Below are 26,769 nucleotides of genomic sequence, written 5' to 3' on the forward strand. Positions count from 1 at the left end.
AATGCTCGGCACTCGCAATGCTTTGTCATCTCTCATGTACAAGCACGGACTTCCCGCGCATCAGAACGGAGAGCCAGCATGGACATTGACGAGAATGCCCCTGGTAACAAATCTCAGCAGGGCGTAACGGGCGGCACTGATAACGAAACAGGCCATGATTCTAAGGGGAAAGAACCTGAGGTGCCGTTGCCTGCGGACGACGAAGCGCCTGTCGATGAAGATATGACAGACGTGGATGCCAACAACTCGGTGTCGAGTGAGCATCCAGAAGCTGGAAAAAGCGGTCGCTTCGATGATCCGGACGCCGACCCACAGATGAACGATCAGGGCGAAGATGATAAGGAGCCTCGCGGCATGCCTGCGAGCGACCCTGAATCAGGTGCCTGAACAAGTTCGAATCATTCCAATAGCCCGCACAGCGCGGGCTTTTTTACACCTCGAATTCACCTGTAGCCAGGGCAGCCCTCGGGAAGGCCTGGACGTCGATAGCCGGACAGTGCGACGTACGAAATCAACACCGGCAGCCCGCGCACCCTGCACACCAACGCTTACAGGGTGGCGCGAGACTGAATCTGCGAGATCGATGCAATAGGGCGTCGACGCAGTGAAGGTCTTTGGCGGACAGCGGGAAAGACTGCGAACCTATTCAGGGCCTTGCATTGAGCGAGGCCTTTCGCGTCAGTCAAAATCTACAAAGATCGGTGCCAAGTAACTTCGGTGACGCCGCTTAAACTCACGAAATCTCGCATCGCTCTGATTGTTCCGCCGCATGGCGGACCTGAACCAAGATTGCTGCCAGAGTGAAGCAAGGAGAGGTAGCAAGCATCCGCCTCTGTCAAGGTTGTCGAGGGATGGGCGAACACGACGCGGTGCCCGTTGAAGCTGTAGCAGATAATAAAATTCGAGAGCTTCACGGCAGACCTCGTGGCTATTGGCTATCACCTGCTGACCCTAGTATGGGTGCGAGTAAATTGCTCTTGCCTCCGGTCTGAATGATTCAAAACTCTTTATTTGAGCCTTGCCATCGTGCTGGGCTTTTTCGTTTTCGGCTCCACCACACCCATCGCTCTGAGCTGGGAGTGCTGCTGGAGCCGTACCTATCACGCTCCCCGCAAGGGAGGACGCTGGATGCCACATATGCCAGAGAAGAACCCAGAAACATGGCTCATCGTCATGGCTTGGCTTAGCCAGCATGCCCCGATGTTCTATGCCGCGGCGCTGTCGTGCTGGATCGCCTTCCTTCGCGTCATCTACGGCGGCGGAGGTCGGCGACAGGCCCTGCTGGAATCCTGCCTGTGTGGCGCGATCACGGCCGGGGCATTTCCACTGCTCGAATACTTCAACCTCCCCTCAAGTCTGGCAGCAGCCGTCGGCGCCGTCATCGGCACCCTGGGGGTAAAGAAGGTCGCCACCCTGGCTGACCGTTTCACTGACTTCAAATTGCCCAAGCAGCAGGAGTGACCCATGCAACTAATCGACAACTGGAAACAAGCGCTGAGCATGACCAGCGTTCAGGCCGGTGGTGCAATCGCTGCGCTTGGTGTGGCTGAGCAACTGATGCCTTCGCTTCAGGCAGTGTTGCCGCCGATTGCTTATGGCGTGCTTGGTGTTCTGGTAATGATTGTCCGGGTGATATTGCAACCGAAGCTGAACAAGTAATCAAATCCGCGACACGTTTCGCGAATCTGCAAATTGTGTCGCGACATGCGATGAGGGGCTGCCCGCTATGGGTATGTGATATCAACTCTGACCAAGGGAAGGTTGTTGGCATCGTATGCGCAACGATAAGACTCTCCAGCATCAGCGCTCAGCTTGGGTAGCAATTCGCATTTAAGTGTGTACGTGATGCCGCCATCCGTAGCCGAAAAGCCCTTGATTGCTTCCTGTGGCGAGAGAGAGCCTACGTATCCGAGTTGACCGGCCAATTTGATCACCGGCCCACCGACAAATTCGTACTTCTGTGTTTGGGAACACAACTTGCCCTGAATGAGCTTCCCGTCAATGGTGTTGCTTCCATTGGTGCAAAAACTAACCTGAAGCCATTTGTCGAGGACAACTGTCTGTGTAGGCGCTTCGGTTTTAGGTGCTGGCGGAGGTCCACTTTGGCAGGAGGCGGTAAGCACTGCAGTGGAGAGTACACTTGCGATTTTCAGGAAAGCCTTCATTGGCCATCGTCCTCTGATTAGCTGGGCGAGCAATCTATTCGATCCTGCGGACGTTGAGAACCGTATTTGCGCGCAACAGGATGGGTAGCCTACGTATTAAGTGGGAGAAGTGCCGCAGGTGCACGGATTTATCAGTCAGTTTTCAGAGCTTGCTGAATTAGATCTGCATAGGAGGAAAGCCTTTGCAGCTCTTCCTGCACAATTGTGTGGCGTTCTGGGGAGTTCGAAACTTTTGCATGAATCAGGACCAGTGCAGCCGCAACTGCTGCCTCTCGAGTATCTGCTGGGGTCTCACTGTTATAGCCATCTCAGGCTCGTAGGTTTTTGAAAAATTCAGACATCTTGGTTATCTCGTAAGGATTGGATCCATACCAATACCGGCAACACGCCACTATATCAATCCCTGCTTTAGGCTTACCCGAGACAATTTATGACAACCAAGCAACCCGACTGGGAGGCGATCCGCGAAGCTTGTAGCTTGGCCGGCCTTCCTCACGTCATCTACCACCACCTTCATCTGAAGGGGGAAGCATTCCTTTCCGGAGTAGTTCGCGGCTTGCTCGCAGCCGAAATGCCACATATCAGGATGTTTGATGGTGAGGTTCCGGAAATAATTCGGGCCGAAGCCGAGTTCCCAGTCCCGCGGGGCCGGGTGGATTACTTGCTGATCCATGCTGATGGTTCGCTCACTGTATGCGAGCTGAAAGACGGCGCGAAGGGAAAGCAGCGGCTTGGGGCAATGCATCGCCTACGCAATCCAGATTGGCATGGCAAACGCTGGAGTGCCGAAGATACGTAAGGCCCTGGTCTTCTCTTCGTGGGGGCGACCAGAGGAAGAGCTGCTTGTGATGGATGCCTGCCGCTCGGCCGGTGTTATCGCTGTGCCAATGGGCGCAGAAGATGTTCATCGCGATTCAGTGATGAGTTTTATCGAAAGGAAAATCAGCAATGGCGACGAGAAAGTCCATTGACTGGGAATCTATAGAGGCTTCGTACCGCTCGGGCTCCCCGTCAGTCAGAGCGCTTGCAGAGAAATACGGCCTCACAGAGGGTGCGATTCGAAAGCGAGCAAGCAAGGAAGATTGGAAGCGGGATCTGACCGGAAAGGTTCAGGCCGCGACGAAGGAGAAATTGGTACGCACAAAAGTACGCACGGAAAGTACGCAGCGCACTGATGCGGAAATTGTTGAAGCCGAGTCAGACATTCGTGCTGATCTGGTGTTGTCGCATCGGATCGATCTTGCTCAGTGGCGCGGCATTGCGAACAAGCTTTGCGATGCTCTATCCGACATGGAAGTGACCGCAGACAATGCCGGCGACTTCGCCCGATCCCTGAACGCTGGTGTCGACGCCCAGCTCAAGGTCATCAAGGGCGAACGCCAGGCCTACAACCTCGACACCGAGACGGGTGACAAGACAATTTCTGACCTCGCAAGCCTGATGGACGATCTATCGAAGGAAGCCTGATATGAAGCCCGAGCACTTGAAGCTGCTCCGGGACAAGCGCTGGCGCCTGAACAACCTCTACTTCATCACCGACAAGCAAGGCAAGAAGGTCCGCTTCCGGATGACGGACGAGCAGATCGAATATTTCGACGGGATGCACACTCGTAACATCATCTTGAAGGCTCGGCAGCTTGGCTTCACCACTGAGTGCTGCATCATCCAGCTGGACGCGGCGCTGTTCGAGTCTGCAAAGTGCGCACTGATCGCTCACACCCTGAATGACGCGAAGCGCCTGTTCCGGGAGAAGGTGAAGTATGCGTACGACAACCTGCCGGCCGAGATTCGCGCCGCCAACCCGGCGAGTAACGACGCAGCCGGTGAGCTGGTGTTCAGCAAGGGCGGTTCGCTCTACGTTTCCACGTCATTCCGGGGCGGCACGCTGCGATACCTGCATGTGTCCGAGTTCGGGAAGATCTGCGCCAAGTTTCCCCACAAGGCCCGCGAAATCGTCACTGGCGCCTTTGAGGCCGTGGCCACCGACTGTTTCGTCACGATCGAATCGACGGCAGAGGGTAGGGCGGGCTACTTCTTCGATTACTCGCAGAGCGGCGAGAAGCAGCAATTGGCTGGCGTGCCCCTGGGCCTGCTGGACTGGAAGTTCTTTTTCTTCAGTTGGTGGAAGAACAAAGCCTACTGGCTTGACCCTGCCGACGTGGTCATCCCTCAGCGTCTGACCGACTACTTCAATGAGTTGGCAGCCAAGCACGGCATCGTCACAAATGCGGGCCAGCGCGCCTGGTACGCGGCCAAAGAGAAGACGCTCGGTGACGATATGAAGCGGGAATACCCGTCTCTGCCGGCCGAGGCCTTCCAGCAGTCGATCGAGGGCGCTTACTACGCCAAGCAGTTCACCAAGCTTTACGCCGCTCAGCGTATCGGAGCGCTGCCCGACAACAGCCATTTGCCGGTCCATACGATCTGGGACATTGGCGTAGGCGACTCCACAGCGATCTGGTTTGTCCGGATCGTTGGCGAGGAATACCACGTCATCGATTTCTACGAGAACAGCGGTGAAGGCCTGCGGCACTACATGAAGGTGCTCAAGGATCGCAAATACACGTATGGCGATCACTGGGGACCGCACGACATTGATAACCGAGAGTTCGGCAGCGACGGCAAGACTCGTCGCGAGCTGGCCCGGGAGGGCTACGAGATCGACGGGCAGAAATACAGCCTCAAGTTCAGCGTGGTCCCCAAGCTCGGCATCGACGAGGGCATTGAGCAGGCTCGGGAGATCCTGCCTGCGTGTGTCTTCGATGAGTCCAAATGCGAGCTGGGCATTTCCTGCCTGGAGAACTACCGCAAAGAGTGGGACGACAAGCGCGGCTGCTGGAAAGACAAACCCTTACACGACTGGTCATCACACGGCGCGGACGCATTCCGCTACTTCGCTGTATCGATGGGCAGACGTAAACGCACAGGCGGTGTCCGCCGTATTGGAGGATTGGCCTGATGCCAGTGCAATCGACAAACCCCGAGTTCGACGCGCACATCGCCGAGTGGGAAATGATGGACGACGCCCTTGAGGGTGAGGGCGCCATCAAGCGCAATGACCTGAACCTGCCAAAGCCGAGTGGCATGGTTGAGGCTGAAAAGCTCGACGTTACCGGCAACAAATACCTCTACCAGAACTACACCAACCGGGCGCAATACGAGCACTGGGTGCGCGATTCGCTGCGGTCGATGATGGGGCTGGTTACCCGGCTGATTCCTGAGATTGCATTACCGTCTGGCCTGAAAGGGTTGGAAGACAATGCCACCTCCGACGGCTTCGGCCTGAAGCAGTTGTTCTTCCGCATGGTGCGCCAGGCCATTTCCCATGGCCGGGTGCCGCTGGTGGTGAACGTCGACGACGCAGGCGAGCCGTATTTCTCGACCTATGCCACTCGCAACGCGACCAACTGGGACGTTGCTGATCAAGGAGGCCGACAAGACCTGGTCCTTTCGGTGTTCCGTGAGTTCCGCAAGAAGGGCGGCGATCGATACAGCCATGAATGTGAGACTGTCTTCCGTGAGTTCTTTATGCAGGGCGAGGTTTGTTACACCTCGGTACGTAATGAAGCGGGCGAACTGGTCGAGGACGAGAGGCCACTGGGCACCACCGGTACGGACAACCGCCTGGTTAAAGGCCTGTCCTACCTGCCGGTGATCTATTGCGGCTCGACCGACAACTCGCCCGACGTGGATGAGGTGCCGCTGCTAACGATGGCCAGAGCTGCTCGGAAGTCCTATCAGCTCAGCGCTGACTACTTCACTGCGCTGCACCAGACAAGCCACCCGCAACCGTGGGTGTCTGGCCTGGATGAAACGGTAGAGCTTAGCGTCACCGGCCCATCGGCTGCATGGGATCTCGGACCGCTCGGCAAGTGCGGCTATCTGGAGTTCCAGGGCGCCGGCATTGAGGCGGTTCGAACCGCCATGGATGACCAACGCAACGCCGCTGTTGAGGCTGGCGCCAAGGTGATGGATGTGGGCGGCACTGAGTCGGGGGAGGCGCGCAAAACGCGCCAGAACGATCAGCACGCGACGTTGCACAGCATCGTTGTCACGGTCGCCGAAGCAGTTGAGCAGGGTCTTCGATACGCCGCCGAATGGAAGGGCTACGACCCAAAACAGGTGACGTTCAAGGTCAACCCTGAGTTTGTGATTCCACAGGTCGACCCTCAGGTCCTGTCCGAGCTTCAGAAGAGCGTCATGGCCGGCACCATCAGCGCCGACACCTACTGGCAGTACCTGACCACCGGGAAGCTGCCGGAACGCCTCTACGACGAAGAGGCCGAACTGATCAGCGACGAGCGCGAATCGGCCGGCCTCAACCTGGACAAAGAAGATGCCAACAGCAAACCAGGAACAGGCCGACAGCCAGCTGCTAGAGCAGACGACCCGTCACTCAGTGATGATCGAGCGGCTTAAGGCCGGCGAGGTCAAGAAGTTCGAGAAGTACCTGCGCCAGATCGACACCCTGGTGCGGGAGCAACTGACCCGCAAGGAGTTGACGACCTACAGCCGTGATCGCCTTGAGCAGTTCCTTGCCAGGGTCGACGGCAAGCTACTGGAGATCTACAAGGCATTCGGTGATGTGGTGCAAGCAGATCTGGTGGACATCGCTCTGTATGAGTCCACCTTCGAAGCCAACAGCCTCAGCCATGCGATGTCGATTGACGCAGTGGTCCCAGTCAACGCAGCAATCCGGGCCGCGGTGTTCTCGTATCCGCTACAGGTCAAAGGGCTGGATGGCGGCAAGCTGCTCAAGAGCTTCCTCAGCGGCTGGACCAGAACCGAAACAATGCGGGTAACCAACACGATCCGGCTGGGGTTCGGCCAGGGCCAGACGAACGCCCAGATCATTCAGGCAGTGCGCGGAACCGCGGCGCAGAACTTCACCGACGGCATACTCTCCGTGAGCAACCGCAACGCGGCATCAGTGGTGCAGACGGCGATTCAGCATGTGGCCACGACAGCGCGAATGGAAACGCTGAAAGCCAACAGTGACGTGGTGCTGGGCTATCGCTGGGTGTCGACGCTTGACCGCAAGACTTCACAGCAATGCAAGGGCCTGGACGGGATGCGCTTCGACCTGGGTAAGGGGCCGCTGCCGCCGGCGCACATCAACTGCCGATCGACAACGGTGCCTACTACCGGGCTTTCGGAGTTGTTCGCAAAAGACGCCACACGCGCATCGATTGGCGATAACGGCGCCGGGCAGGTCGATGCGGGCCTGAACTATTACGAGTGGCTGGCAACGCAGCCGGCGCGCTTCCAGGACCACGCTCTCGGGCCGATGCGGGGTAAGTTGTTTCGGGATGGAGGGCTAACGCCCGAGAAGTTCGCCATGCTGCAGCTCGACAAGAAGTTCAAGCCGCTGACCCTGGCTGAACTGAAGGAAATCGAACCTGACATGTTCACTCGGGCAGGCGTTACACTCGGGGCTCAACCAGGTTGAGATAGCCGATGCAGATCATTGTTGAGGATGGGCAGGGAAGGCCAGATGCCAACAGTTTCGTGCCGCTGGAGAAGCTGACCTTCTACCGCGACTACTACGGCTTTCGCATACCCGAGGCAGCCGAGGATCAGGTCGCGTTGCTGTTGCGTGCTGCGGCGGACATCAACGCGCGTCAGTGGAAGGGGTGCAAGGCCAATTCGGATCAGGCAATGGCGTGGCCACGGCGTGACTGCAAGATCGAATATCAGACGCTTTCCGAGACGTTTGTGCCCTTTGAGCTTGAATGGGGTCAGGTGCGGCTCGCTGCCGAGCTTTATGCCGCCGAGCAGGGTTTTCAAATCGAAGAGCCGACACATTGTACTGAGCCGAATGGACGACGGACATTGCTCAAGCGAGCATCGCCGGGCTTTCGAATGCGCCCGCCACCGTACACGGCGAGCAGGACGCAGTTTGCCGACTACCTGGTCATGCGGGGTTTGAAATTGGTTAAGTAGCGTTGTTAGATTTCTCTGGGGCCAGGAATCGAATATGGAAAAACCAACCCCTTCTGCTTATAGATAATTGATTCTGGTACGCACTTTTTTGCCTCAGCCACCGCAGCTGTAGCGAGCGCTGCTATGGATGTAAGGGTTTGTGGGATTTGGGTGTCAGTATCTTGCCCAATTGTCTTAATCATTCCGTTTGCAAGTTCAACGTTTAGCTTTGCTGACCCAATACCTTTGTTGAATTTAAGTGAGCGCTGTTCTCCTGGCATCGTGATTGGGCTTATGGTTTGGGAACAGTCTTCTTTGTTCGTCGCAAGAAGGTACGGCTCTGGATCGTAGTAAGTGAGGCCATCATTCCCAAGATCAATACCCGCACAGCCTGCGAGCACGGAAAACCCGGCAATCAAAATAAAACATCTGGTAGTTACTTCCATTTTTCGTATCTCCCAATACGGCCAACGCGGCCAGATTTTGAGTCTAGTGGAAGTTTACGAGAGGAAAGTTGCCGGCACCGCTCATTCAGAATTTAGTTCGAATACTTCCTTTGCCTCGGCCATGCCGGGGTTTTTTTACGCCCGCAAAGCGGGAAACCAAACCCAAGGGGTGCACCAAGTGGCAGACGAAAACCAGATTGATCTTGAAGACCCGACTGTAAAAACCGCGATCGCGGCAGCAGTTGAAGCCGCGACGCTGGGCCTCAAGAACAAAAACACCGAGCTGCTTAGCTCGCTCAAAACCACCAAGACCGAATTGGATGGCTTCAAAACCCAGTTCGAAGGCCTGGACATCAACGCGGTGAAGGCCTTGCTCACCAAGGTAGGCCAGGACGAGGAAACCCGCCTGCTCGCCGAGGGCAAGCTCGACGAGGTCATCACCAAGCGCACCGAGCGCTTGCGCACCGACTACGACACCAAGCTGGCCGCCGAGAAGACGCGCGCCGACAAAGCTGAAGCCTTCGCCGCGAAATACAGCGACAAGGTACTGGCCGACTCCATCCGCGCCGCCGCCATCAAGGCCGGCGCACTCCCTGAGGCTGCCGAGGACATCATCCTGCGCGCCCGGGGCACTTTCAAACTCAGTGAAGACGGCGAGGCGATCGCCACCGACCGTGACGGCGAAGTCGTTTACGGGAAGGACGGGAAAACCCCGCTGTCGCCGCTCGAATGGGCGGAATCGCTGCGTGAAACAGCAACACACCTGTGGCCAAGGGCTCAAGGTGCCGGGCAGACCGGCGACAACGGTGGCAAGGCCACGAAGAAATGGGGCGAGTACACGGAAACCGAGCGCGCTGCGCTGGCCCGCGACAACCCCGAGCAGTTCAAAAAACTCTTGGCCACCAAAGGAACCTAATCCATGGCAACTACCCAGCTGGCAGACATCTTTGTCGCCGATTACTACGGCGCTCTGGCGCCGGTCAACTCCCCGGAAAAGACCGCTGTCTTTGAGTCGGGCATCATCACCAAGTCCCCCGAGCTCGATGCCATTGCGCAGAACGGCCAGGGCACCTCGGAAATCAGCTACTGGCAGGACCTGGACGCTGACGAAGAGCCGAACATCTCCAACGACAACCCGGACGACCTGGGTGAAGTTGGCAAGGCAGAGCAGGGCAGCATGCGCGCCCGCACCCTGTACCTCAACAAAGGCTACGGCGTAGCGGATTTGACCTCGGAGCTCGCCAACTCCGAACCGATGCAGCACATCCGTAACCGCTTCGGTACCTACTGGACTCGCCGCTGGCAGCGTTACCTGCTCGGTGCAGCCCGCGGCGTGATCGCTTCGAACATCCTGAATGATGCCGGTGACATGGTTGTCGATGCAGGTGCGACCATCAGCGCTGGTGCGTTCCAAGATGCAGCTTTCACTTCGGGCGATGCTGCTGATGTGTTTGCAGCTATCGGCGTGCACTCCGTAGTGATGAACCAGATGGTCAAGCAGGACCTCATCGAGTACCTGCGCGACTCCGACGGCAAGATCATCCTGGCGACCTACCTCGGCAAGCCGGTGTTCATGGATGACAGCCTGATCTACGGCCCTGGTCGTTATCTGTCGGTCTTCTTCGGCCAGGGCGCGTTCGGCTACGGCGAAGGCAATCCAACCGTGCCTGTCGAACTGGAACGTAAGGCTTCCGGCGGTAACGGTGGCGGCGCCGAGGTCCTGTGGGAGCGGAAGACGCTGATCCTGCAACCGGCCGGCTTTAGCTGGAAGGGCAGCACCAACCAGAACCTCAGCCCTACCGCCGCGCAATACGCTGCTGCTGGCAACTGGGAGCGCGTCTTTGATCGCAAGCAGGTTCCTTTCGCGGCCGTGATCAGCGGCACCGTCACACCGTAAGCCATTCTCGGCGGCGTGCCATGCGGCGCTCTAGCCGATACGGAGAGAATCATGAAGGTTATCTATACCGACAAGCCGGGTGCGGAGCCTGGGGTTTGCTATCGCCTGACCGATGAGTTCTTCGGTGTCATCAGCGCAGCGACCAAGGTAATTGTCGACGGCGATTTCCCGCATATCACTGCGGCCTATCAGCGTGCCGGCATCGCAGTTGAAGACGGGAAGCAGTCGACAGACTTGCTCGAAGACGGCCCGAGGGTCGTCGAATTCGTCGCTGCAGGCTACAAGGCGAGCAACTACCCGCCTGAAGGCTACGCCTCCCGCAGCACTGCCGAGGAAATCGCGGAAGCGCTGAAGGGTGAGCAGAACGAGCAGGAAACTGACCCTCTGAAAATGAAGGTTCCCGAGCTGAAAGAGTGGCTGACCGTCAAGGGCATTGCCTTCGACGCAACCGCCAAGAAAGAAGACCTGCAAGCCCTGGTGCCAGCGGAATAAGGACTGCACATGACCGACTTCATCACTGTTGCCGATGTTGATGCCTCGCTGGGTCCTGGCTGGGCCGGCACCGGTGATCCAGTCCTTGCTGTAGCCATGGCCAACGCCTGGCTCACGGCCAAGATTCGGCGAGCTGTTCCCGATCCGATTCCGACCGAGATTAAAACAGCCGGCGCCCAGGTCGCCAAAGAGGCGGCGGCGGGCAAGCTGTACACGTCTACCCAGAAGGAAGTGCAGAGCAAGACTGTCTCGGCGCAGTCAGGAACCTCGGTAAGCAAGACATACGTGGCGGGCTCCGTCGACCAGTCGGCAGGTGTGAACTTCGCCCTTGCCCTGCTGGAGCCTTGGATTAAACGCTCCGGCGTGATGATGCTGAAAAGGATCTGACCATGGGCATGCGCGAAGAGATTCAAGCGGAGATGGCTGAGGCATTCGATGATCCGGACGGCCTGGCTGATGCCGTGAAGCCTGTTCTCGGAGTACGCAAGGTGCAGGGGGAATACGATCCTGATGCCGGCAGCGCGCCCGAGACAATCACGAACTACGCGGGTCGCGGAATCTTCGGCAGTTACTTGAGCAAGGAAATTGACGGTGCGCTTATTCAGACGACGGACGAAAAGCTCATCATTCTGCAGAACGAGCTTTTCATCACGCTGCTGGGTGTTCCGACCGAAATTATTGCGGCGCCCGAAATCGGTGACGTCATCGGCGGCAAGCGCGCACTAAATGTCGGCCAGGATCCAGCGGGCGCAACTTGGACGGTCCAGTTGAGGGTCTGATATGAGCAAGTACTCAGGCCTCAACGGCAGCTTCGCCGAAAACATCCGCCAGTTCGCCGAGCAGGCCCAGGCCGGACTCGATGCCACCTTCCGCGAAATCGTGATCGAGATAGGTAGCAGCGTTATCCGCATGTCACCGGTGGGCAACCCCGAGATCTGGGCGGCGAACGTTGCGCATCGCCAGGCCAATACAGCAGCAGCCGATGCCTATGACTTCAAGGTGGCCGTGCGCAATACGGTCATCAACCTGACCGACAGCAACTTCAACAAGGCCGGCAAGCTTAAGCGCGGTGTGAAGTACGCCAAACCCCTGACCAAGACCGAGCGCGACCAGAACTTCAACGTGAACGGCCTGGTCGCTGGCAAGGGCTATGTCGGCGGACGGTTCCGCGGTAACTGGCAATTTTCTGTTGGCTCGCCGGTTGACGGAGTTCTTGATCAGATCGACCCGGCAGGGAATGTGACGCTCGCCAAGCTGAGGCTTCAAGTCGAACAGTTGAGCATCGGCGAAACGGCCTACATCGTGAACAACCTGCCGTACGCGATCAGCTTGGAATACGGGCATTCAACGCAAGCGCCAGGCGGCATGGTTCGCATCACATTGGCCCGGTTCCAGCAGATCGTCGATGAAGCCATCAGGAAACACCAGGTATGAGCCATAACCTCATCGCGTCAATATACGAAGCTAGGTTGATCAACTGGGCGAAAGCGCTGCCGGTGCCATTGAAGGTCGTCGTCGAGAACGAGGCCTATACACCTGTGAACGGCGCGACCTACCTGAAAGCATTCACGCTGCCAGCGGACACCGCCAGCAACACGCTTGGCGGCGACCACAAGCTGTACGCCGGCGTTTTTCAGGTCAGCATCGTGACGCCATCGGGCAAGTATCGCGGTGCAGCCGGCGCGCTGGCCGATCAAATCGCCGCACTGTTCCCGCTGTACGAGCGGAACACGAAGGGCGCGCTGACCGTCGTGACAATGACGCCGGTTGACCCTGGCCCCGGCATCGCTGACGACACCACATTCACCGTGCCGGTCTCATTCCTGTACCGCGCTGACACCAACTAATTCGCCCATTGGGCAAACCCAGAACCCGCCATTGAGCGGGTTTTGTCATTTCTGAAAAGAGGAAAAACCAATGAGTGTGTTTCTACCTAACGGCTCGACTGTCGGTATCGCTGCGTCTTATGACACGCCGGTAATTTTTACCGCGATCACCAACGCAACCGAGGCATCTGTTTCGTCTGTCGGTCACGATCTTGAAGTGGGTGATTTTGTCGAGGTGACGTCTGGCTGGGCCCGCCTAAGCAATCGCGTCGTTCGGATCAAGAGCGTGACCGCCGATGCCTTCGTGCTTGAGTCGGTCAATACGCTTAATGCAGCGCGCTTCATCGCTGGTGCAGGCGCTGGATCGGTTCGGAGAATTCTGACCTGGACCCCCATCAGTCAAGTCACGGAATCGAGCAAGTCCGGCGGCGAACAACAGAACGTCACCTACTCGTTCCTTGAGGAGGACGATGAGCACCAGATTCCAACGTCGAAATCGGCGCTGTCTTTCACGCTGACCATGGCAGATGACCCGAGCCTGCCGCATAACGACGTGCTGCTGGAAGCCGACGACGACAAAAAGCCGCGCGCGGTCCGCGTAAACCTGGCCTCTGGCGGTGTCATCACCTACAACGCGTTCGCCTCGTTCGATAACGTGCCGTCGCTGACCAAGAACAACATCATGGCAGTCACCGCCGTGTTTGCCGTGGTCGCCAAATTCATCCGCTACGCCGCATAAGGGGGATTCATGGCCAAGTTCAAACTGATCCAGAACCCCACCTTCAAAGCTGACGTGATGCTTCCCACGGTCGGAGGCGAGCCAGTGAAGGTGGGGTTTGAGTTCAAGTATCGCGACCGTGCCGAACTGGCAACCCTCTATGCTGGCTGGGGAGAGCGGCATAAGGCTCTGGGTGAGAAGTCTGAAGAGGCGGGCCTGGAGAAGTTCACCACCTTGCTGATTGACCTTCAGGTGGAACAACTGAAGGCGATCGTCGTGGGCTGGGATGTCGATGAAGACTTCACCGACGAAAACCTCCGCATCCTGGTCAGCTCGATCAGCGCCACACCAAGCGCAGTGTTGGCGGCCTACTCCGAGGCATACAGCAAGGCTCGCCTGGGAAACTAATCAGCGTCGCGCGCGTCCTCTATCAGCCGACCATCCAAGGTCAAGATGCTTTCGGGTTCTCGGCTGAAGACTACGGCGACGAGGCCGAAGTCTGGCCTGACACCTGGCCGGCGTTCCAGGTGTTCGAGGCCATGAGCACCCAGTGGCGTACGGGCGCGTGCGGCGCTACCGGTCTGGATTACACGTCAATTCGCGATGTCGCTGGATTCCTCGGTTTAACCCGGGTCCAAGCCACCGACATTTTCCAAGATCTCCGCATCATGGAAGCCGAAGCCCTGCGGGTGATGGCGGAACAGAGGGGCAGTAAATGACCACCAACTTCGCGTCCCTGGGTATCGAGGTCAATTCGTCGTCGGCGGTCAAGGCCGCTGACGATTTGGACAAACTGGTCGATTCGGCTGTTGATGCCGAAAAGGCAATCGACGACCTCGGCAAGACCGGGACCGGGTTGGCCGACACCGGCAAGAAGATCGTTCAGGCCGAGCGTGAAGTTGCCCAGGAGATCGACAAGTCGACTGGCGCCACACAGCGTCAGGCCGACGCAAGACGAAAGTCAGGCGCAAGCGCGACCAGCGAAATCGCCATCATCAGCCAGCTCGAAAAGGCGATGTCCGGCAACATCGGCAGCATTGAACAGTTGATTCAGGCTGAAGGGCTGCTGGAGCGCGCTCGCAAGGGTGGTCTGGTCACCATTGAGCAGCAGGAGGCTTATCAAGATCGGCTCGGTAAGTCATTCGACCAGATCGAGAAAGCTGAAGCCAAGGAGCTCGTTCAGAAGCAGCGTCTGATAGATGCGGAGAATCGTCGCATTGAGGCGCTGAAGCGTACTGTCAACGGCATCGACCCCTTGGTAGCCAAGCTGGCCAAGGTGGAGGCTCAGGAAAGGGCGCTTAACGACTTGCACAAAGCCGGCGGAATCGACGCCGAAGCTTACGCAGAGCGCCTGGCCAAAATCGGCAAGGACCGTTCCGGCCTCACCGCTACAGAAACCGCGTTCGACAAGTTGAAGCTCGGCACCCGTCAAGCTCAAGAAAACGTGATGCAGCTGACCAACGCGCTGTCGTCTGGCGACTTGGGCAGCGGGGCGAGGGCCATTGCACAACTCGGCGCCGGCGCCGGAGCCTCAGCCAAAAGCATGGCGGCTTTGCTACTTCCGGCAGGTCTTCTCGCTGGTGTTCTTGGCGGCCTCGGGTACGCCTACTTCGATGCGATGAAGCAGGCCCGAGCGTTCAACGCCGCAATCAATGGCGGCTCGAGCGACGCAGGCCAGAGCATTGCCAACCTGAAGGCCATGAGTGAATCGGCTGGTGTCCTGACCGGCAATCTATCTGGTGCGCGCGATGCAGTGATTGCTCTTGCATCCGGTGCCGCCACAAGCGGCGTCCAGATGCAGAATCTGGCTCAGGCAGCGGCCGCCATCGGCGAGGTAACCGGGAAGGGGGCGGGGGATATCGCCAAGTCCCTGGCCAACGCTGGCGATACCGCGACCGAATCCGCGGCGAAGATCAGTGACCAATACGGCCTGCTCACCTATGAGCAGTACGAAGTCATCAAGGCCATCGACGATCAGGGCGACCATCAGCGCGCGCTGGATGTCCTGAGTGAAAGCCTGAATCTGTCGGCACAGGAGCGGCTGAAGGCCTACCGAGCTTCCCTGTCAGATGTTGAGCGCGATTGGGACAACATCAAGATCGCGATCACCGGTGCCTATGGCGCCATTCGGTCGGAAGTTTTCCCGGACCTAGCCAAGCAGATCGAGATCACTCAGCGTGTGCTCGACACTCGCAAAGGTGGCGGAGTTGCTGGCGCGGTATCGAACGGGCTCAGTTCGCTCAATTCGTTCCTGGGTTTGGGCGAAGGCGAAAACGATGATTCCACCGCAGCACTGGAGGCAAAGCTTGCAGGTTTGAAAGCTCGGCAATTGGCCAGCCAGAACCTTGCCGGAGCAACCGGCGAGACAACCCACGCAAACAAGGAGCTGATCGCCGTCCAGAAGGATCTGGATAAGCGGATGGAGGACTTGAACCCGCTTGCAAAGCGCCAGGAGGCCTACAAAAAGCTCAACGATCAGTTCATGAAGCTTTATCAGGACGCGGAAAAAACAGGGCAGAAGGCTTCGCTGCTTGATGGTGTAAATTTCGACGGAGCCAAGTTCTCCGGCGGAGCATACGACAAGCTGCGAAAGGCTATCGATGACAGCAAAAAAGACCCTAAGACCGCAGCGGGTAGTGTCGATCTGTCCGGCTTCAACGATGCAAAAAACCAGCTCACCTCCATTGTGGCCGAGTACAGCAACGCCCAGAAGCAACTGGATGCTCAGCAGAAGGCTGGGCTTATCTCTCAAGCCGAGTACGCGCAGAAACGGGAGGGCCTGATCGGCAACGAAAGGGACGAAGTAACGGCGGCGTACGAAGCTGAGATTGCGTCACTGGAGGCCGTGAAGAACAAATCCAGCACCACAGCAGCGCAGCGCATTCAACTCGACCAGAAGATCGCTGACGCACGCACAGCGATGGTCAAGGCGCAAAAGGATGCCGACAGCCAACAGGAAGTGCTGGCCACCGCCGAGACAGGTCGCCTCGACAAGCAGACTTACGCCATCAGCCAATACGTTGCAGCCCTCGGGCAGCAACAGGAAGCTCTGGCGCTTGCCGGTCAGCGTGCAGTCAACGGCGTCGGCGAAGGCGATCGACAGAACGCGCTCAACGGCGAGCTGAACAGCCAGCAAGACCGATTTTCGCAGCAGTCGCTGGATCTGGAAAACCAGCGTTCCGACCCGTCCAGAAACATGGACCCGGAAGAGTTCAAGCAGAAGTCGAAAGCGCTCGCAGACGCGAACAAAGCGGCCACCGACCAGATCCGGCAGAACTATGCCGATGTCGAAGCGGCACAGGGTGACTGGACGAAGGGTGCAACCTCGGCCTGGGCCAATTACTTGGACTCCGCTCGGGACATTGCCGGCCAAACGCGGAACCTGTTCACCAACGCCTTCAGCTCCATGGAGGACTCGATCGTCAACTTCGCCATGACGGGGAAGGCATCGTTCGGGGATTTCGCTAAATCGATTTTGGCGGACATGGCTCGCATCGCCACTCGACAGGCCAGTTCAGCGCTGCTGGGTAGCTTGGTCGGCGCCGCAACCAGTTACTTCGTCGGTGGCGGTGGCAGTAACGGGTTTGCTTCCGGCTCTGCCGGTGCCGCTTCTTCTGCTGCGGGGGCTTCGCAGGCTGGTTATACAAATGTCGACTTCTCCGGCTACAGAGCGGCCGGCGGTCCTGTCGCGCCGAACTCCCTGTACGAAGTCAATGAGCTGGGGCCGGAGCTGTACAACGAGGGCGGCAAGTCATTCCTCATGACGGGCGCGAACGGCGGCAGCGTAACGCCGCTGACGTCTGGTGGTGGCCCTGGTGTCGCTGCACTTGGCGGTGGCTCTGGTGGCGGAACAACGATCAGTGTGCAAGTCATGGTGGCCAGCGATGGATCAACCAGCTCCACGACTGACGATCCTGCTTACCAGCAGTTCGGTAAGGACTTGGCCGACTTCGTTGATCAGCGTTACCAGAAGCTGGTGAGCGTCGACCTGCGCCGGGGTGGAAAAATCAACAGAGCCATCACGGGGTGATTCATGACAATTGAGAGATTCACCTGGCAAATCGAAAAGGGTGCAACTGGCGATATCAAGCAGCGCACCCGGTCCAAGCAGTTTGGCGATGGCTACGAGCAGTCGGTCTCTGATGGGATAAACAACAAAGTGCAATCTTGGCCCATCAGCCACACCGGCAGTGCGGAGCGGATCAAGGAAATTATCGCCTTCCTAGATCGCCATAAGGGCGCGAAAGCATTCCTGTGGACGCCGCCTCTCGGTGAGCTCGGCCTCTACAAGTGTCCCAACGGCTACCAGCCCTCTCACAAAGGCGGCTCGGTTTACACGCTGACCGCCACCTTCGAACAAACTTTCCACCCCTGAGGTAATGCCACATGGCTTTGATTGCGGACATCCAGAAGCTGGAGCCCGGTGGGGAAGTGCGGCTGTTTGAAATCGACGGCACGGAATACGGTGCGGATGTGCTGCGCTTCCATGCTCATGCGATTCCGCACACTCCGGCTGAGTTGCTGGCGTACGAGGGGTCGCCTGACGAACTGCCTGCGAAGTCGATCATTTGGCAGGGCAACGAGTACGCGGCCTGGCCGGTACAGATTGAAGGCATCGGCGCAGACAGCAGCGGCAGCGCTACACGACCGACGTTTATGGCTGGCAACGTCAATGGGCGAATCACCGCACTGTGCCTTGCCTTCGATGACCTGCTGAAGTTTCAGCTGACCGTGCGCGAGACGTTGGTCCAGTACCTGGATGCCGCGAACTTCCCTGAGGGCAATCCGACCGCAGACCCGACACAAGAGGCGTTGGAAATCTGGTTCATCGACCAGAAGACCGGTGAGGATGGCGAGGTCGTGCAGTGGGATCTGTCGTCACCCGGTGAGATCGATAACCACGGGTTGCCCGGGCGCCAAATGACCACCTTTTGCCACTGGGCAATGACAGGCGGTTACCGCGGCCCTAACTGCGGCTACACCGGCGGCGCGATGTTTGATGACGACGATAACCCTACTGACGACCCCAGCAAGGACGAGTGCAAGGGCGGGCTCAAATCCTGCAAATTGCGCTTCGGACAGAACAACCAACTTCCTCACGGCGGATTCCCCGCGGTGTCCCTGATCGCACGGAGCTGACCATGCGCAAGCACATCTTGAGCGCCATGGAGGCGCATGCGGCTGCCCAACACCCAAAGGAAGCATGCGGCCTTGTGGTGGCGATCGGGCGCAAGCAGAAGTACTTTCCGTGTCGGAACGTCGCGACCGAGCCGACCGAAGAGTTTCGGATCGAGCCGGAGGATTACGCTGCGGCGGAAGACATGGGCGAGGTGATTGGGATCTTTCATTCACACCCAGACGCTACCAGTCGACCCTCACCGCGCGACCTCGCCATGTGCGAAGCGACCGCGATGCCTTGGCATATTCTGAGCTGGCCCGAGGGCGACCTGCGGACTGTGTTGCCCACTGGTGATGTCCCTTTGCTAAAGCGCCCATTTGTGCACGGTGCCTGGGACTGCTGGCAGGTCTGCGCCGATTGGTATAAGCGTGAGTGGGGGCTGGAGTTCGAAGCCTTCGAGCGCGCCGATGGTTGGTGGGAGAACAAGGACAACATCAGCCTCTATGAAGCGAATTACGAAGCGGCTGGATTCTACCGGGTAGACCAGCCACAGCGCGGCGACATGGTCGTCATGGAAGTGGGGCGGACGGTTTATCCAAACCACGCCGGCATTTTCCTCGGTGCAAACCCGGCGCTACCTGTTGAGGATGCAGCCACCTTTGGACCTGGCCCCTTTCTGCTGCACCACCTCTACGGACGTCCGAGCGAGCTCATCGTTTTCGGCGGTCCCTGGCTGGACCGGACGCGCCTGATCCTCAGGCACAAAGATGCACAAACAACCACATGACGCGGCAGGGCCGCGGGAGAAAGGTATGAGTAACAAACAAGAAAACATTGCACTGGAAGTAGCCGATCTGAAGCGAGAGATTCAAGAGTTAAAGGCCCGACTCGGCGGCGAGTCGGGACAAAGAGCAATTGCGGATGAGGCTCTGTCGCAGAGAATCAGCGCATTGTCAGAGAGCTGCAGCCGTTAGCAGGCGTGCTCTTTTGCCGCTTCCTCCTTAGCGAGCAACTCAATGTCAGCGATTGTGAGGCTAGGAATTGAAGACGTTGGTGTGACCCATATCTGGGTGTTAGTACCAGTCGACTTCTTGTTTAAGGTGACGAGCAGCCGCCCATCCACTGCAACTCCTACGGAAGTAATTTTGAACGACATGCATTGACCTCCAGGTCATAAACGCGCCGAAATTGGCGCAATCCCAGTCCTTGGGCTTGCAGGCAAAGGACTGGGAAATCCTTCAATTCATTTCTCGCTGCCCGTCCGGCAGAAGGAGGGCTGCGTGCAGCCAAGCCAGCGCTACGTGCTGACAATCAATGACCTGTTCACCAAACCCGGCGGCGTGCTCTGCGGCGTCGAGACCGAAGTAGCCATTCTCGATGGAGACGTCGAGATTGACCGCTTGCAATACTCCGGCAAGGTCGGGCCCGGCGGTGACGGGTATCGCCGGAGCTATACCGGCAAGACGGGCCTGTCTGCGAAAATTGTATCCGGGCCTGGCAGCATTAACTTTCAAGCGGTTGAAGTTGCAGACCTCACTCCGGCGGCGTGAGTCCACTTACGAAATCGTCCGACCCTAGCCTGTGGGAGCCGTATTCAACGATATAACCAGCATCCAGGCGCTTCGCTTCAGCTTCAGCTTCAGCGATAGCTTTGCTGGCGTAGACATCGACCAGGTGCCAAGGATCGGGCCGGTCTCTGAAAACCGCCCAGCCCAGCACCCAACCTTTGTTGTCCGGATCAGCCGGTAGATTCTTCGCAAGACTTCTGATGGACATGACCGCTCCTTGGTTTTTGGGAAGGCCAAAAGCTACTACTGAACATGGGCGGGGCGTTACTGGGGATTCGTACAGGCATGAGTCGTCGTGATGGTAGAGTGATGGCCCTACTTAAACGAAGGATTGTGCCAATGTTGAAATATAGTGATTTAACCAGCCGCTTTATCGCATATCGTCGCGAGCAGGAGAGATATTGGGATCACCTGCAGCAATCGGCCTATCAGTTGCTGAGGGATATGGATTTTTCGCTCGATCTTCCATCTAAGACCTGGACAGACCAGAATGGGAAGGTAATCCACTACGTAGATATAGGGTCTACTAATAGTGGTGAGTTCAAGCGTGTCCATCCTATGGAATTCCAAAGTGATGACCTCCGATATAACTTTGCAATACGGATCACGCTGGAAGAAAGCCCGGAGGAGCTACCCAAGGGGTTCTATATTCAGCATGTAACAATGTTTGCTAGCGATGACGTTATCGCGGTCACCCTCGCAGGCGTGAACGGTGATATTGCCTTGAACACATCGAAAACTGTAGCGGACGGACAGTTCTCTCAAGTTGTTGAAGCCATAAAGCAACGATTGATTGAGGCTCTCACATTGAAAATCTCAGGCTGAGATTTGCCAGCAATGCTGGAGCCCAGCACACGCGCTGGGCTTTTTTATTTCTGGCATCTCAGTGCTACAGTCACCCCCTTCAGGATGAGGGCGAATCATGCGGATTTTGATAGGCGCGGTGGCGGTGATGCTGTTGGCGGGATGCATGGCGCCGACAATGAATGAGGCACGGCAAGAAGGTCCGAGCAAGATTCTGTATTCCAAGAAGACTGACGAATCCCTCGCAAAATGTGTCCAGTACGAGTGGCAGAATCAACCAATCTTCGGAGGAGAGCCTGGCGCTACTCAGCAGCCGGGCAGAGATAGTGGATACACAGTTTTCACGGTGGGCTCAGGTTATTTCGTTGATATTCAGCCGGGCGCGTCAGGGTCAGTGGCCAAATACTACGCAGTAGTGAATAACTGGATTTCTCAAAAGCGTCTGACTGCACTGCAAAGATGTTTGTAAATGAACCCAAATCCAAGACCCGCTTAGGCGGGTTTTTTATAGCCTGGAGAAAAGCATGTCTGCGCTAGCGATCAACTACCAACCCATGACCACGATCTTACTGTATGGGCAGCTCCGGCAATTTGGCCGGTCGTTCCGACTCTCGGTCAGGTCGCCGGCGGAAGCAATCAAGGCGCTGTGCGTTCAGATCCCAGGCTTCGAGCGATTCCTTTCCAATGCGAAATCCAAGGGCATTGAATTCGCGGTTTTCCGCGGGAAGACGAATATTGGGGAGGAGGAATTAGGATACGCAGGGGATGGCGATATCCGCATCGCGCCCATCATTACCGGCAACAAAAAGGCAGGAGCACTTCAGACAATTATCGGCGCGGTACTCATCGTAGTGGGCCTTGTTATCACTGGCGGTACGTTTGGTGCAGGAGCGCCATTTGGCTCGGCTCTGATCATGATGGGGGCCTCGCTGATCGCCGGGGGGGTCATTCAAATGCTCAGCCCACAACCCGGTGGTCTGAAAACCAGCGCAGCCCCCGAGAACACCCCCGGCTACGCCTTCGGAAGCGCCAAGAACACCACCGCTTCTGGCAACCCGGTACCGCTCTGTTATGGGGAGCGTCGCTGGGGTGGTGCCATCATCAGTGCAGCGATTTACGCCGAAGACCAGATGTAGCCTCGCCACGAATACCGCAGCCGCCCAAGAGGCGGTTTTTTTTCGCCTGGAGGAAAGTATGGGCGCAGCAGAACAGATTGAAATCTACGGCGCCAAAGGCGGATCGGACAAGCCAAAGACCCCAACCGAGGCGCCGGACAGCCTGCGTTCGGTTGCTGTGGCGAAAATCCTGATTGCGATCGGTGAGGGTGAATTCGCTGGCAACCCCACCGCTCAGGAGATCTACCTCGATAACACGCCGCTGCAAGACCCCCAGGGCAACATGAACTTCCCGAATGTGAAGTGGGAGTTCCGGAGCGGTTCGGTCGAGCAGGGCTATATCCAAGGCATCCCGTCGATTGAGAACGAAGCCTCCCTCGGTATCGAATTGCGAAGCGGCACCCCGTGGGTCCGGGCGATCAACAACACCGAACTTTCGGCCGTGCGCCTGCGTTTCGCCTGGCCAGCCCTGCAATCGGTTGATGCCAACGGTAACGTGAATGGGTACCGGATTGAGTACAAGGTTGAGCTGGCTACCGATGGTGGCGCTTATCAGCAGGTGTTGAGTGAGGCCGTGGACGGCAAGACCACCAGCAGCTATGAGCGCACTCGCCGCATTGATCTGCCCGCAGCAACCACTGGCTGGCTGATGCGCGTTACCCGGATTACACCGAACCAGAACAACAACAAAATTGCCGACACTATGCAGATCGCGGGCTTCACCGAGGTGATCGACGCGAAGCTGCGCTATCCGAACACCGCGCTGCTTTACATCGAATTCTCGGCCGAGCAGTTTCGCAACATCCCCGCCGTGACGATCAAGTGCAAGGGCCGGAAAATCCAGGTACCGAGCAATTACAATCCAGAAAGTCGCTCCTACACCGGGGTTTGGGACGGCACCTTCAAACTGGCTTGGACCGATAACCCGACGTGGATGACCTACGACATTACCGTCAGCGATCGCTTCGGCCTTGGTCGCCGCATCAAACCGTGGCAAGTCGACAAGTGGGAGCTATACCGGATCGCCCAGTATTGCGATCAGTTGGTGCCGAACGGCGTTGGCGGCCAAGAGCCGCGCTTCATCTGCAACTTAAACCTGCAGGGCAAGGCTGACGCCTGGTCGCTGCTCCGCGACATATCTGCAATTTACCGCGGCATGACCTATTGGGCTCAAGGCCAGGTCTTCACGCTGTCCGACATGCCGCGCGCAACCGACTTCGACTTTGCATATACCCGGGCGAACGTAATTGACGGCAAGTTCACTTACTCGAGCGCATCGGAGCGCACCCGGTACAGTCGAGCGCTGATCAGCTACGACAACCCGGCGAACAACTACGACACCGACGTCACTGCCGTGACCGACGCCAAGCTTCAGCGCCGCTATGGCGACAATCCACTGGAGATCAGCGCAATTGGCTGCACTCGAGAGTCGGAGGCGCAGCGTCGCGGCAAATGGGCGCTACTGACCAATTCGAGGGATCGCGGAATCAACTTCCGTGTTGGCCTCGATGGTCGCATCCCTCTGCCTGGCTACGTCATTCCGGTGGCTGATGAACTGTTGGCCGGCCGCGCGATCGGCGGGCGCATCTCGGCGGTTGCTGGCCGCTCGATCACGCTCGACCGTGAAACCCAAGCCAAAGCCGGGGACCGTTTGATCCTGAACCTGCCCAACGGAAAGTGTGAGGGCCGTACCGTGCAATCCGTCGCGGGGCGCGTAGTTACCGTGACGGTTGCCTACTCTGCGGTGCCGGAGCCTGAACTTGTCTGGGCGCTGGATGCTGACGACCTGGCCGTGCCGTTGTATCGCGTGACCAGTGTGTCTCGCCCGGAGCCTGGCGTCTTCGAGATCTCGGCGGTTCAGTACGACCCGAGTAAGTTCGCCTACATCGACACCGGCGCGCGCTTGGAAGAGCGGCCGATCAGCGTGATTCCGATCACCGTGGTTCCGGCGCCGGCCAGCGTTACCGTAACGTCGAACTCGGTTGTGTCCCAGGGCATCGCCGTGGCCACCATGACCATCTCCTGGCCTGCGGTGAACGGCGCAGTCGGCTACGACGTCGAGTGGCGTAAGGACAGCGGGAACTGGATCAAGCTGCAGCGCACTGGGATGACCAGTGTCGATGTGGTCGGCATCTACGCCGGCGCGTATGTGGCTCGCGTTCGGGCAGTGAGCGCCTTCGACATCTCCTCGGTCTGGCGCAACTCGATCCTGACTTATCTGAAGGGCAAGGAGGGTCTTCCGCCGGCGCTCAGCTATCTGACGGCGACACCGCTGCTGTTCGGCATCTACTTGAAGTGGGGCTTCCCGGCTGGCGCAGAGGACACGCAGCGGACAGAAATCTGGTACGGCCCGACGACCAGATTGGAAGCCGCGACCAAGCTTACAGACCTCTCGTACCCACAAAGCGATTTCTCGATGCTGGGCTTGCGCGCAGGCGTGACGCTCTACTTCTGGGGTCGCCTAGTGGATCGGATCGGCAACATCGGTCCGTGGTACCCGATTGGTATGGGCGTGCAGGGTCAATCGAGCGCCGACGCCGCGGCCATTCTCGAAATGATCGCCGGCAAGATAACCGAAACAGAACTTGGCCAGGACCTGCTGGACGAGATCGAGAAGATTCCAGGGCTTCAAACGCAGATCGATGCGCTGGACGAAAGCTACGACCCAACCAAAACCTACGTGAAGAACGCGATCGTGCGCTCTGGCCAGTTGCTGTACCAGGCGAAGGGGGCAGTTCCGATCAACACGCCACCGCCGAACACCACTTACTGGCTGGACGTGGGGCAGTCGGTCGAGACGGCCAATGGGTTGGCTCAGCAGGTCGCCTTTAACACCGCCGATATAACAGAGCTGGACGGCGAAGTCACCGCGCAGGCTACGGCATTCCAGGCTCTGCGCGCCTCTTACCGGAACGACAACGGGGAGGGCGACCTGGCAGACGCCATAAAAGGGTGGACCAGCACGGCGGCTATCGCTGCGGAAGAGAAGGTCCGGGCATCGGAAACCGAGGCAACAGCGCGCGAGCTGAAGACTTACGACGCGAAGATCACTTCCAACACCGACGGTATAACTCAGGTTGCCGCCAACGTAACCAGCCTCACCGAAGTGGTCGCCACGAACAACTCTGCAACTGCAACAAAGATTGATCAATTGAGTGCGTCTGTGGGCAGCAACACTGCCGCAATACAACAGACCTCAACCGCATTTGCGGATACAAACGGCAAGCTCTCAACTATGTGGTCGGTGAAGATGCAGGTCACTGCGGGAGGGCAATACATCGCAGCCGGCATCGGCTTGGGCATCGAGAACACCGGCGCCGGCCTGCAAAGCCAGTTCCTGGTGAGTGCCGATCGCTTCGCCATCGTCAACACGATCGCCGGCGGCGCCATCTCGGTTCCGTTTGCAGTGCAGGGTGGCCAGGTGTTCATGAACTCGGCGTTTATCGCTGACGGCACCATAACCAACGCTAAGATCGGAAGCTACATCAGCTCGACGAACTACATCGCCGGCCAGCAGGGATGGATTCTCAACAAGGACGGAACGCTGGAGATCAACGGCATCGTCCCAGGTCAGGGGCGGCTGGTGATCAACTCGCTGAACGTCTCGGTCTACGACGCCAACAATGTGCTGCGTGTGCGTCTCGGTTATTTGGGGTGAAAGATGGCTTATGGAATGCGGGTCTGGGACGGGAACGGCGGTCTCTCCATGGATACCAATACGTTCACCTACCAGGTTATTTGGCAGGGCGTGATCGACTTCAGTGGCGCCACGCCCAGTTACACGCTGAACATTCCGGGCTTCAACCCGGCCAACTGCGTGTTCATGATCATTCCGACAAGGGCGCAGGATGTGCAGTCATCCGAAACCGACGGGAGCGGGAACCAAAAGTCCTATCCGTTCGTCACGACGGCGGTGGGCCAGGTGGTTGTCAGAAGAAAAAATCCATCTGCAAGTGCTTCCACTATCGGCTCAACGGTTGCTGCCAAGGGCTACGCGATAAGGTACTCGACATGAGCTTTGGATTTCAGAGCATCAACGACACTGCATTTGTTCAGATTGACGCCGAGGCCCCCAGACTTTGCATGCTCACCAAGGGTGCGTATTCGGGGACTACCAATGCGTCAGGGGTGTTTGCCCGAGCAATTACAAGCCAGGACCCGCCGCTAGTGTTCATTCGCCCGGATCAGGGAGCGATTCAGGTTCCGATATCGGTGTGGTTTACCGGCGGGCCGGGAAACTGGACCGGGTTCACCATGAAAGCATCCAACGTCAACGCAACGTTAAGCGGCCAGTATTTCGTGGCCGCCTGGGCGTCCATGGGCACGGCAGCCTACGGTCTGCGGTTGTGGGATCAGAACGCGGCGCTGGTTTACGACAGTGGCGCTCCGGCAGTCGTCGTGACCTTCGCTGCCGGCAACTGGAGTTACCTTGGCTCCGATGTCCTCACGGTGGGTCGACGGTATTTCTGGGGGATCAACAAGGTCCTCGGTGTAGGCGAGTATGTTTCCCTCAACCCCTTTGCAATGAACTGCCACAACGATGCAGCCGGAGGTGGTTGCGCGCTCGGTGTCGACTACGCAAACGGCCGCATCATGATGTACAGCCTCGCAACAACTGCTTGGACTGACCAAGGTCACCGTCCATTTCTCTGCGCCAAATTACTGGCCTGACTTCTTTCGCTCTGCACATATCTTTC

Annotated in this window: 34 protein-coding genes; 31 read left to right on the forward strand and 3 right to left on the reverse strand. The window is 57.9% G+C overall.

Going from position 1 to position 26,769, the window contains the following annotated elements; translation table 11 throughout:
- The first annotated feature begins 78 nt into the window (after positions 1-78).
- The 3 genes from ACYZT0_RS09840 to ACYZT0_RS09850 all read left to right on the forward strand — a co-directional run bounded on the left by ACYZT0_RS09840 (position 79) and on the right by ACYZT0_RS09850 (position 1,659).
- Positions 79-387, forward strand: coding sequence for a hypothetical protein (locus ACYZT0_RS09840; protein ID WP_462045651.1), 309 nt, complete (start codon positions 79-81; stop codon positions 385-387).
- Positions 388-1,128: 741 nt separating this feature from the next.
- On the forward strand, positions 1,129-1,461 hold the full coding sequence (locus ACYZT0_RS09845; protein WP_462046533.1) for a phage holin, lambda family: 333 nt from the start codon (positions 1,129-1,131) through the stop codon (positions 1,459-1,461).
- A gap of 3 nt (positions 1,462-1,464) precedes the next feature.
- Positions 1,465-1,659 carry a DUF7940 domain-containing protein gene (locus tag ACYZT0_RS09850; protein WP_462045652.1) on the forward strand — a complete coding sequence of 65 codons (195 nt, stop codon included), beginning with the start codon at positions 1,465-1,467 and terminating at the stop codon, positions 1,657-1,659.
- A 65-nt stretch (positions 1,660-1,724) separates the two neighbouring features.
- Here ACYZT0_RS09850 and ACYZT0_RS09855 read toward each other — a convergent pair whose 3' ends face one another.
- Positions 1,725-2,165 (reverse strand): hypothetical protein, encoded by a 441-nt coding sequence (locus ACYZT0_RS09855; RefSeq protein ID WP_462045653.1) that lies wholly within the window; start codon positions 2,163-2,165, stop codon positions 1,725-1,727.
- Between the two features lie 430 nt (positions 2,166-2,595).
- Between ACYZT0_RS09855 and ACYZT0_RS09860 the strand changes: the two genes are divergently transcribed.
- From ACYZT0_RS09860 to ACYZT0_RS09885, 6 genes are all read left to right on the forward strand, one after another.
- Positions 2,596-2,964, forward strand: coding sequence for a hypothetical protein (locus tag ACYZT0_RS09860; RefSeq protein WP_462045654.1), 369 nt, complete (start codon positions 2,596-2,598; stop codon positions 2,962-2,964).
- A 149-nt stretch (positions 2,965-3,113) separates the two neighbouring features.
- Positions 3,114-3,632, forward strand: coding sequence for a hypothetical protein (locus ACYZT0_RS09865; protein WP_462045655.1), 519 nt, complete (start codon positions 3,114-3,116; stop codon positions 3,630-3,632).
- A 1-nt stretch (position 3,633) separates the two neighbouring features.
- Complete coding sequence (locus ACYZT0_RS09870) at positions 3,634-5,124, forward strand: terminase (protein WP_462045656.1); 1,491 nt, start codon at positions 3,634-3,636, stop codon at positions 5,122-5,124.
- A complete protein-coding gene (locus tag ACYZT0_RS09875; protein WP_462045657.1) occupies positions 5,124-6,584 on the forward strand; it encodes a DUF4055 domain-containing protein in 1,461 nt (486 codons plus the stop codon). The genes ACYZT0_RS09870 and ACYZT0_RS09875 overlap by 1 nt, the downstream gene beginning before the upstream one ends.
- The gene (locus ACYZT0_RS09880) at positions 6,502-7,614 is read left to right on the forward strand and encodes a minor capsid protein (RefSeq protein ID WP_462045658.1); all 1,113 of its coding nucleotides are present in this window, start codon (positions 6,502-6,504) and stop codon (positions 7,612-7,614) included. The genes ACYZT0_RS09875 and ACYZT0_RS09880 overlap by 83 nt, the downstream gene beginning before the upstream one ends.
- A gap of 8 nt (positions 7,615-7,622) precedes the next feature.
- On the forward strand, positions 7,623-8,108 hold the full coding sequence (locus ACYZT0_RS09885) for a DnaT-like ssDNA-binding protein (RefSeq protein WP_462045659.1): 486 nt from the start codon (positions 7,623-7,625) through the stop codon (positions 8,106-8,108).
- 5 nt (positions 8,109-8,113) lie between these two features.
- Here the strand turns inward: ACYZT0_RS09885 and ACYZT0_RS09890 are convergent, their stop codons facing one another.
- Entirely contained in the window at positions 8,114-8,533 is a 420-nt protein-coding gene (locus ACYZT0_RS09890) for a hypothetical protein (protein WP_462045660.1), read from the reverse strand.
- A gap of 178 nt (positions 8,534-8,711) precedes the next feature.
- Between ACYZT0_RS09890 and ACYZT0_RS09895 the strand changes: the two genes are divergently transcribed.
- The 16 genes from ACYZT0_RS09895 (at position 8,712) to ACYZT0_RS09970 (ending at position 20,135) form a co-directional block, all read left to right on the forward strand.
- A complete protein-coding gene (locus ACYZT0_RS09895; protein WP_462046534.1) occupies positions 8,712-9,449 on the forward strand; it encodes a hypothetical protein in 738 nt (245 codons plus the stop codon).
- 3 nt (positions 9,450-9,452) lie between these two features.
- Positions 9,453-10,430, forward strand: a complete 978-nt coding sequence (locus ACYZT0_RS09900; RefSeq protein WP_462045661.1) for a phage coat protein — start codon at positions 9,453-9,455, stop codon at positions 10,428-10,430.
- A gap of 51 nt (positions 10,431-10,481) precedes the next feature.
- Positions 10,482-10,922: a HeH/LEM domain-containing protein gene (locus ACYZT0_RS09905; protein WP_462045662.1), complete on the forward strand. Its 441-nt coding sequence runs from the start codon at positions 10,482-10,484 to the stop codon at positions 10,920-10,922.
- Positions 10,923-10,931: 9 nt separating this feature from the next.
- Positions 10,932-11,309, forward strand: coding sequence for a hypothetical protein (locus ACYZT0_RS09910; RefSeq protein ID WP_462045663.1), 378 nt, complete (start codon positions 10,932-10,934; stop codon positions 11,307-11,309).
- Positions 11,310-11,311: 2 nt separating this feature from the next.
- On the forward strand, positions 11,312-11,701 hold the full coding sequence (locus tag ACYZT0_RS09915) for a hypothetical protein (RefSeq protein WP_462045664.1): 390 nt from the start codon (positions 11,312-11,314) through the stop codon (positions 11,699-11,701).
- A gap of 1 nt (position 11,702) precedes the next feature.
- Positions 11,703-12,356 (forward strand): hypothetical protein, encoded by a 654-nt coding sequence (locus tag ACYZT0_RS09920; protein ID WP_462045665.1) that lies wholly within the window; start codon positions 11,703-11,705, stop codon positions 12,354-12,356.
- Positions 12,353-12,769, forward strand: coding sequence for a phage tail terminator-like protein (locus tag ACYZT0_RS09925; protein ID WP_462045666.1), 417 nt, complete (start codon positions 12,353-12,355; stop codon positions 12,767-12,769). Before ACYZT0_RS09920 ends, ACYZT0_RS09925 begins: the two co-directional genes overlap by 4 nt.
- Positions 12,770-12,839: 70 nt before the next feature.
- Positions 12,840-13,487, forward strand: coding sequence for a phage tail protein (locus ACYZT0_RS09930; RefSeq protein WP_462045667.1), 648 nt, complete (start codon positions 12,840-12,842; stop codon positions 13,485-13,487).
- Positions 13,488-13,496: 9 nt separating this feature from the next.
- Positions 13,497-13,874 (forward strand): phage tail assembly chaperone, encoded by a 378-nt coding sequence (locus tag ACYZT0_RS09935; protein ID WP_462045668.1) that lies wholly within the window; start codon positions 13,497-13,499, stop codon positions 13,872-13,874.
- Positions 13,875-13,906: 32 nt separating this feature from the next.
- Entirely contained in the window at positions 13,907-14,185 is a 279-nt protein-coding gene (locus ACYZT0_RS09940) for a DUF1799 domain-containing protein (protein ID WP_462046535.1), read from the forward strand.
- On the forward strand, positions 14,182-17,496 hold the full coding sequence (locus tag ACYZT0_RS09945; RefSeq protein WP_462045669.1) for a phage tail tape measure protein: 3,315 nt from the start codon (positions 14,182-14,184) through the stop codon (positions 17,494-17,496). Before ACYZT0_RS09940 ends, ACYZT0_RS09945 begins: the two co-directional genes overlap by 4 nt.
- 3 nt (positions 17,497-17,499) lie before the next feature.
- Complete coding sequence (locus tag ACYZT0_RS09950) at positions 17,500-17,841, forward strand: phage tail protein (RefSeq protein WP_462045670.1); 342 nt, start codon at positions 17,500-17,502, stop codon at positions 17,839-17,841.
- An 11-nt stretch (positions 17,842-17,852) separates the two neighbouring features.
- Positions 17,853-18,605 (forward strand): phage minor tail protein L, encoded by a 753-nt coding sequence (locus ACYZT0_RS09955; RefSeq protein WP_462045671.1) that lies wholly within the window; start codon positions 17,853-17,855, stop codon positions 18,603-18,605.
- Between the two features lie 2 nt (positions 18,606-18,607).
- Complete coding sequence (locus ACYZT0_RS09960) at positions 18,608-19,372, forward strand: C40 family peptidase (protein WP_462045672.1); 765 nt, start codon at positions 18,608-18,610, stop codon at positions 19,370-19,372.
- Between the two features lie 25 nt (positions 19,373-19,397).
- Positions 19,398-19,559, forward strand: a complete 162-nt coding sequence (locus ACYZT0_RS09965) for a hypothetical protein (RefSeq protein ID WP_462045673.1) — start codon at positions 19,398-19,400, stop codon at positions 19,557-19,559.
- A gap of 306 nt (positions 19,560-19,865) precedes the next feature.
- On the forward strand, positions 19,866-20,135 hold the full coding sequence (locus tag ACYZT0_RS09970) for a hypothetical protein (protein ID WP_462045674.1): 270 nt from the start codon (positions 19,866-19,868) through the stop codon (positions 20,133-20,135).
- On the opposite strand, the gene ACYZT0_RS09975 is transcribed toward ACYZT0_RS09970, so the two are convergent.
- Positions 20,119-20,361: a hypothetical protein gene (locus tag ACYZT0_RS09975; RefSeq protein WP_462045675.1), complete on the reverse strand. Its 243-nt coding sequence runs from the start codon at positions 20,359-20,361 to the stop codon at positions 20,119-20,121. The genes ACYZT0_RS09970 and ACYZT0_RS09975 overlap by 17 nt on opposite strands.
- A 131-nt stretch (positions 20,362-20,492) precedes the next feature.
- Between ACYZT0_RS09975 and ACYZT0_RS09980 the strand changes: the two genes are divergently transcribed.
- The 6 genes from ACYZT0_RS09980 to ACYZT0_RS10005 all read left to right on the forward strand — a co-directional run bounded on the left by ACYZT0_RS09980 (position 20,493) and on the right by ACYZT0_RS10005 (position 26,743).
- Complete coding sequence (locus tag ACYZT0_RS09980) at positions 20,493-20,978, forward strand: hypothetical protein (protein WP_462045676.1); 486 nt, start codon at positions 20,493-20,495, stop codon at positions 20,976-20,978.
- Between the two features lie 97 nt (positions 20,979-21,075).
- The gene (locus tag ACYZT0_RS09985) at positions 21,076-21,426 is read left to right on the forward strand and encodes a hypothetical protein (RefSeq protein WP_462045677.1); all 351 of its coding nucleotides are present in this window, start codon (positions 21,076-21,078) and stop codon (positions 21,424-21,426) included.
- Between the two features lie 55 nt (positions 21,427-21,481).
- Positions 21,482-22,093, forward strand: a complete 612-nt coding sequence (locus ACYZT0_RS09990) for a tail assembly protein (protein ID WP_462045678.1) — start codon at positions 21,482-21,484, stop codon at positions 22,091-22,093.
- Positions 22,094-22,151: 58 nt separating this feature from the next.
- Positions 22,152-25,730, forward strand: coding sequence for a TipJ family phage tail tip protein (locus ACYZT0_RS09995; protein ID WP_462045679.1), 3,579 nt, complete (start codon positions 22,152-22,154; stop codon positions 25,728-25,730).
- A gap of 48 nt (positions 25,731-25,778) precedes the next feature.
- Positions 25,779-26,087, forward strand: coding sequence for a hypothetical protein (locus tag ACYZT0_RS10000; RefSeq protein WP_462041985.1), 309 nt, complete (start codon positions 25,779-25,781; stop codon positions 26,085-26,087).
- On the forward strand, positions 26,084-26,743 hold the full coding sequence (locus ACYZT0_RS10005) for a hypothetical protein (RefSeq protein ID WP_462045680.1): 660 nt from the start codon (positions 26,084-26,086) through the stop codon (positions 26,741-26,743). The genes ACYZT0_RS10000 and ACYZT0_RS10005 overlap by 4 nt, the downstream gene beginning before the upstream one ends.
- The last annotated feature ends 26 nt before the right edge of the window (positions 26,744-26,769 follow it).

The organism is Pseudomonas sp. ZS1P83 (assembly GCF_054897825.1).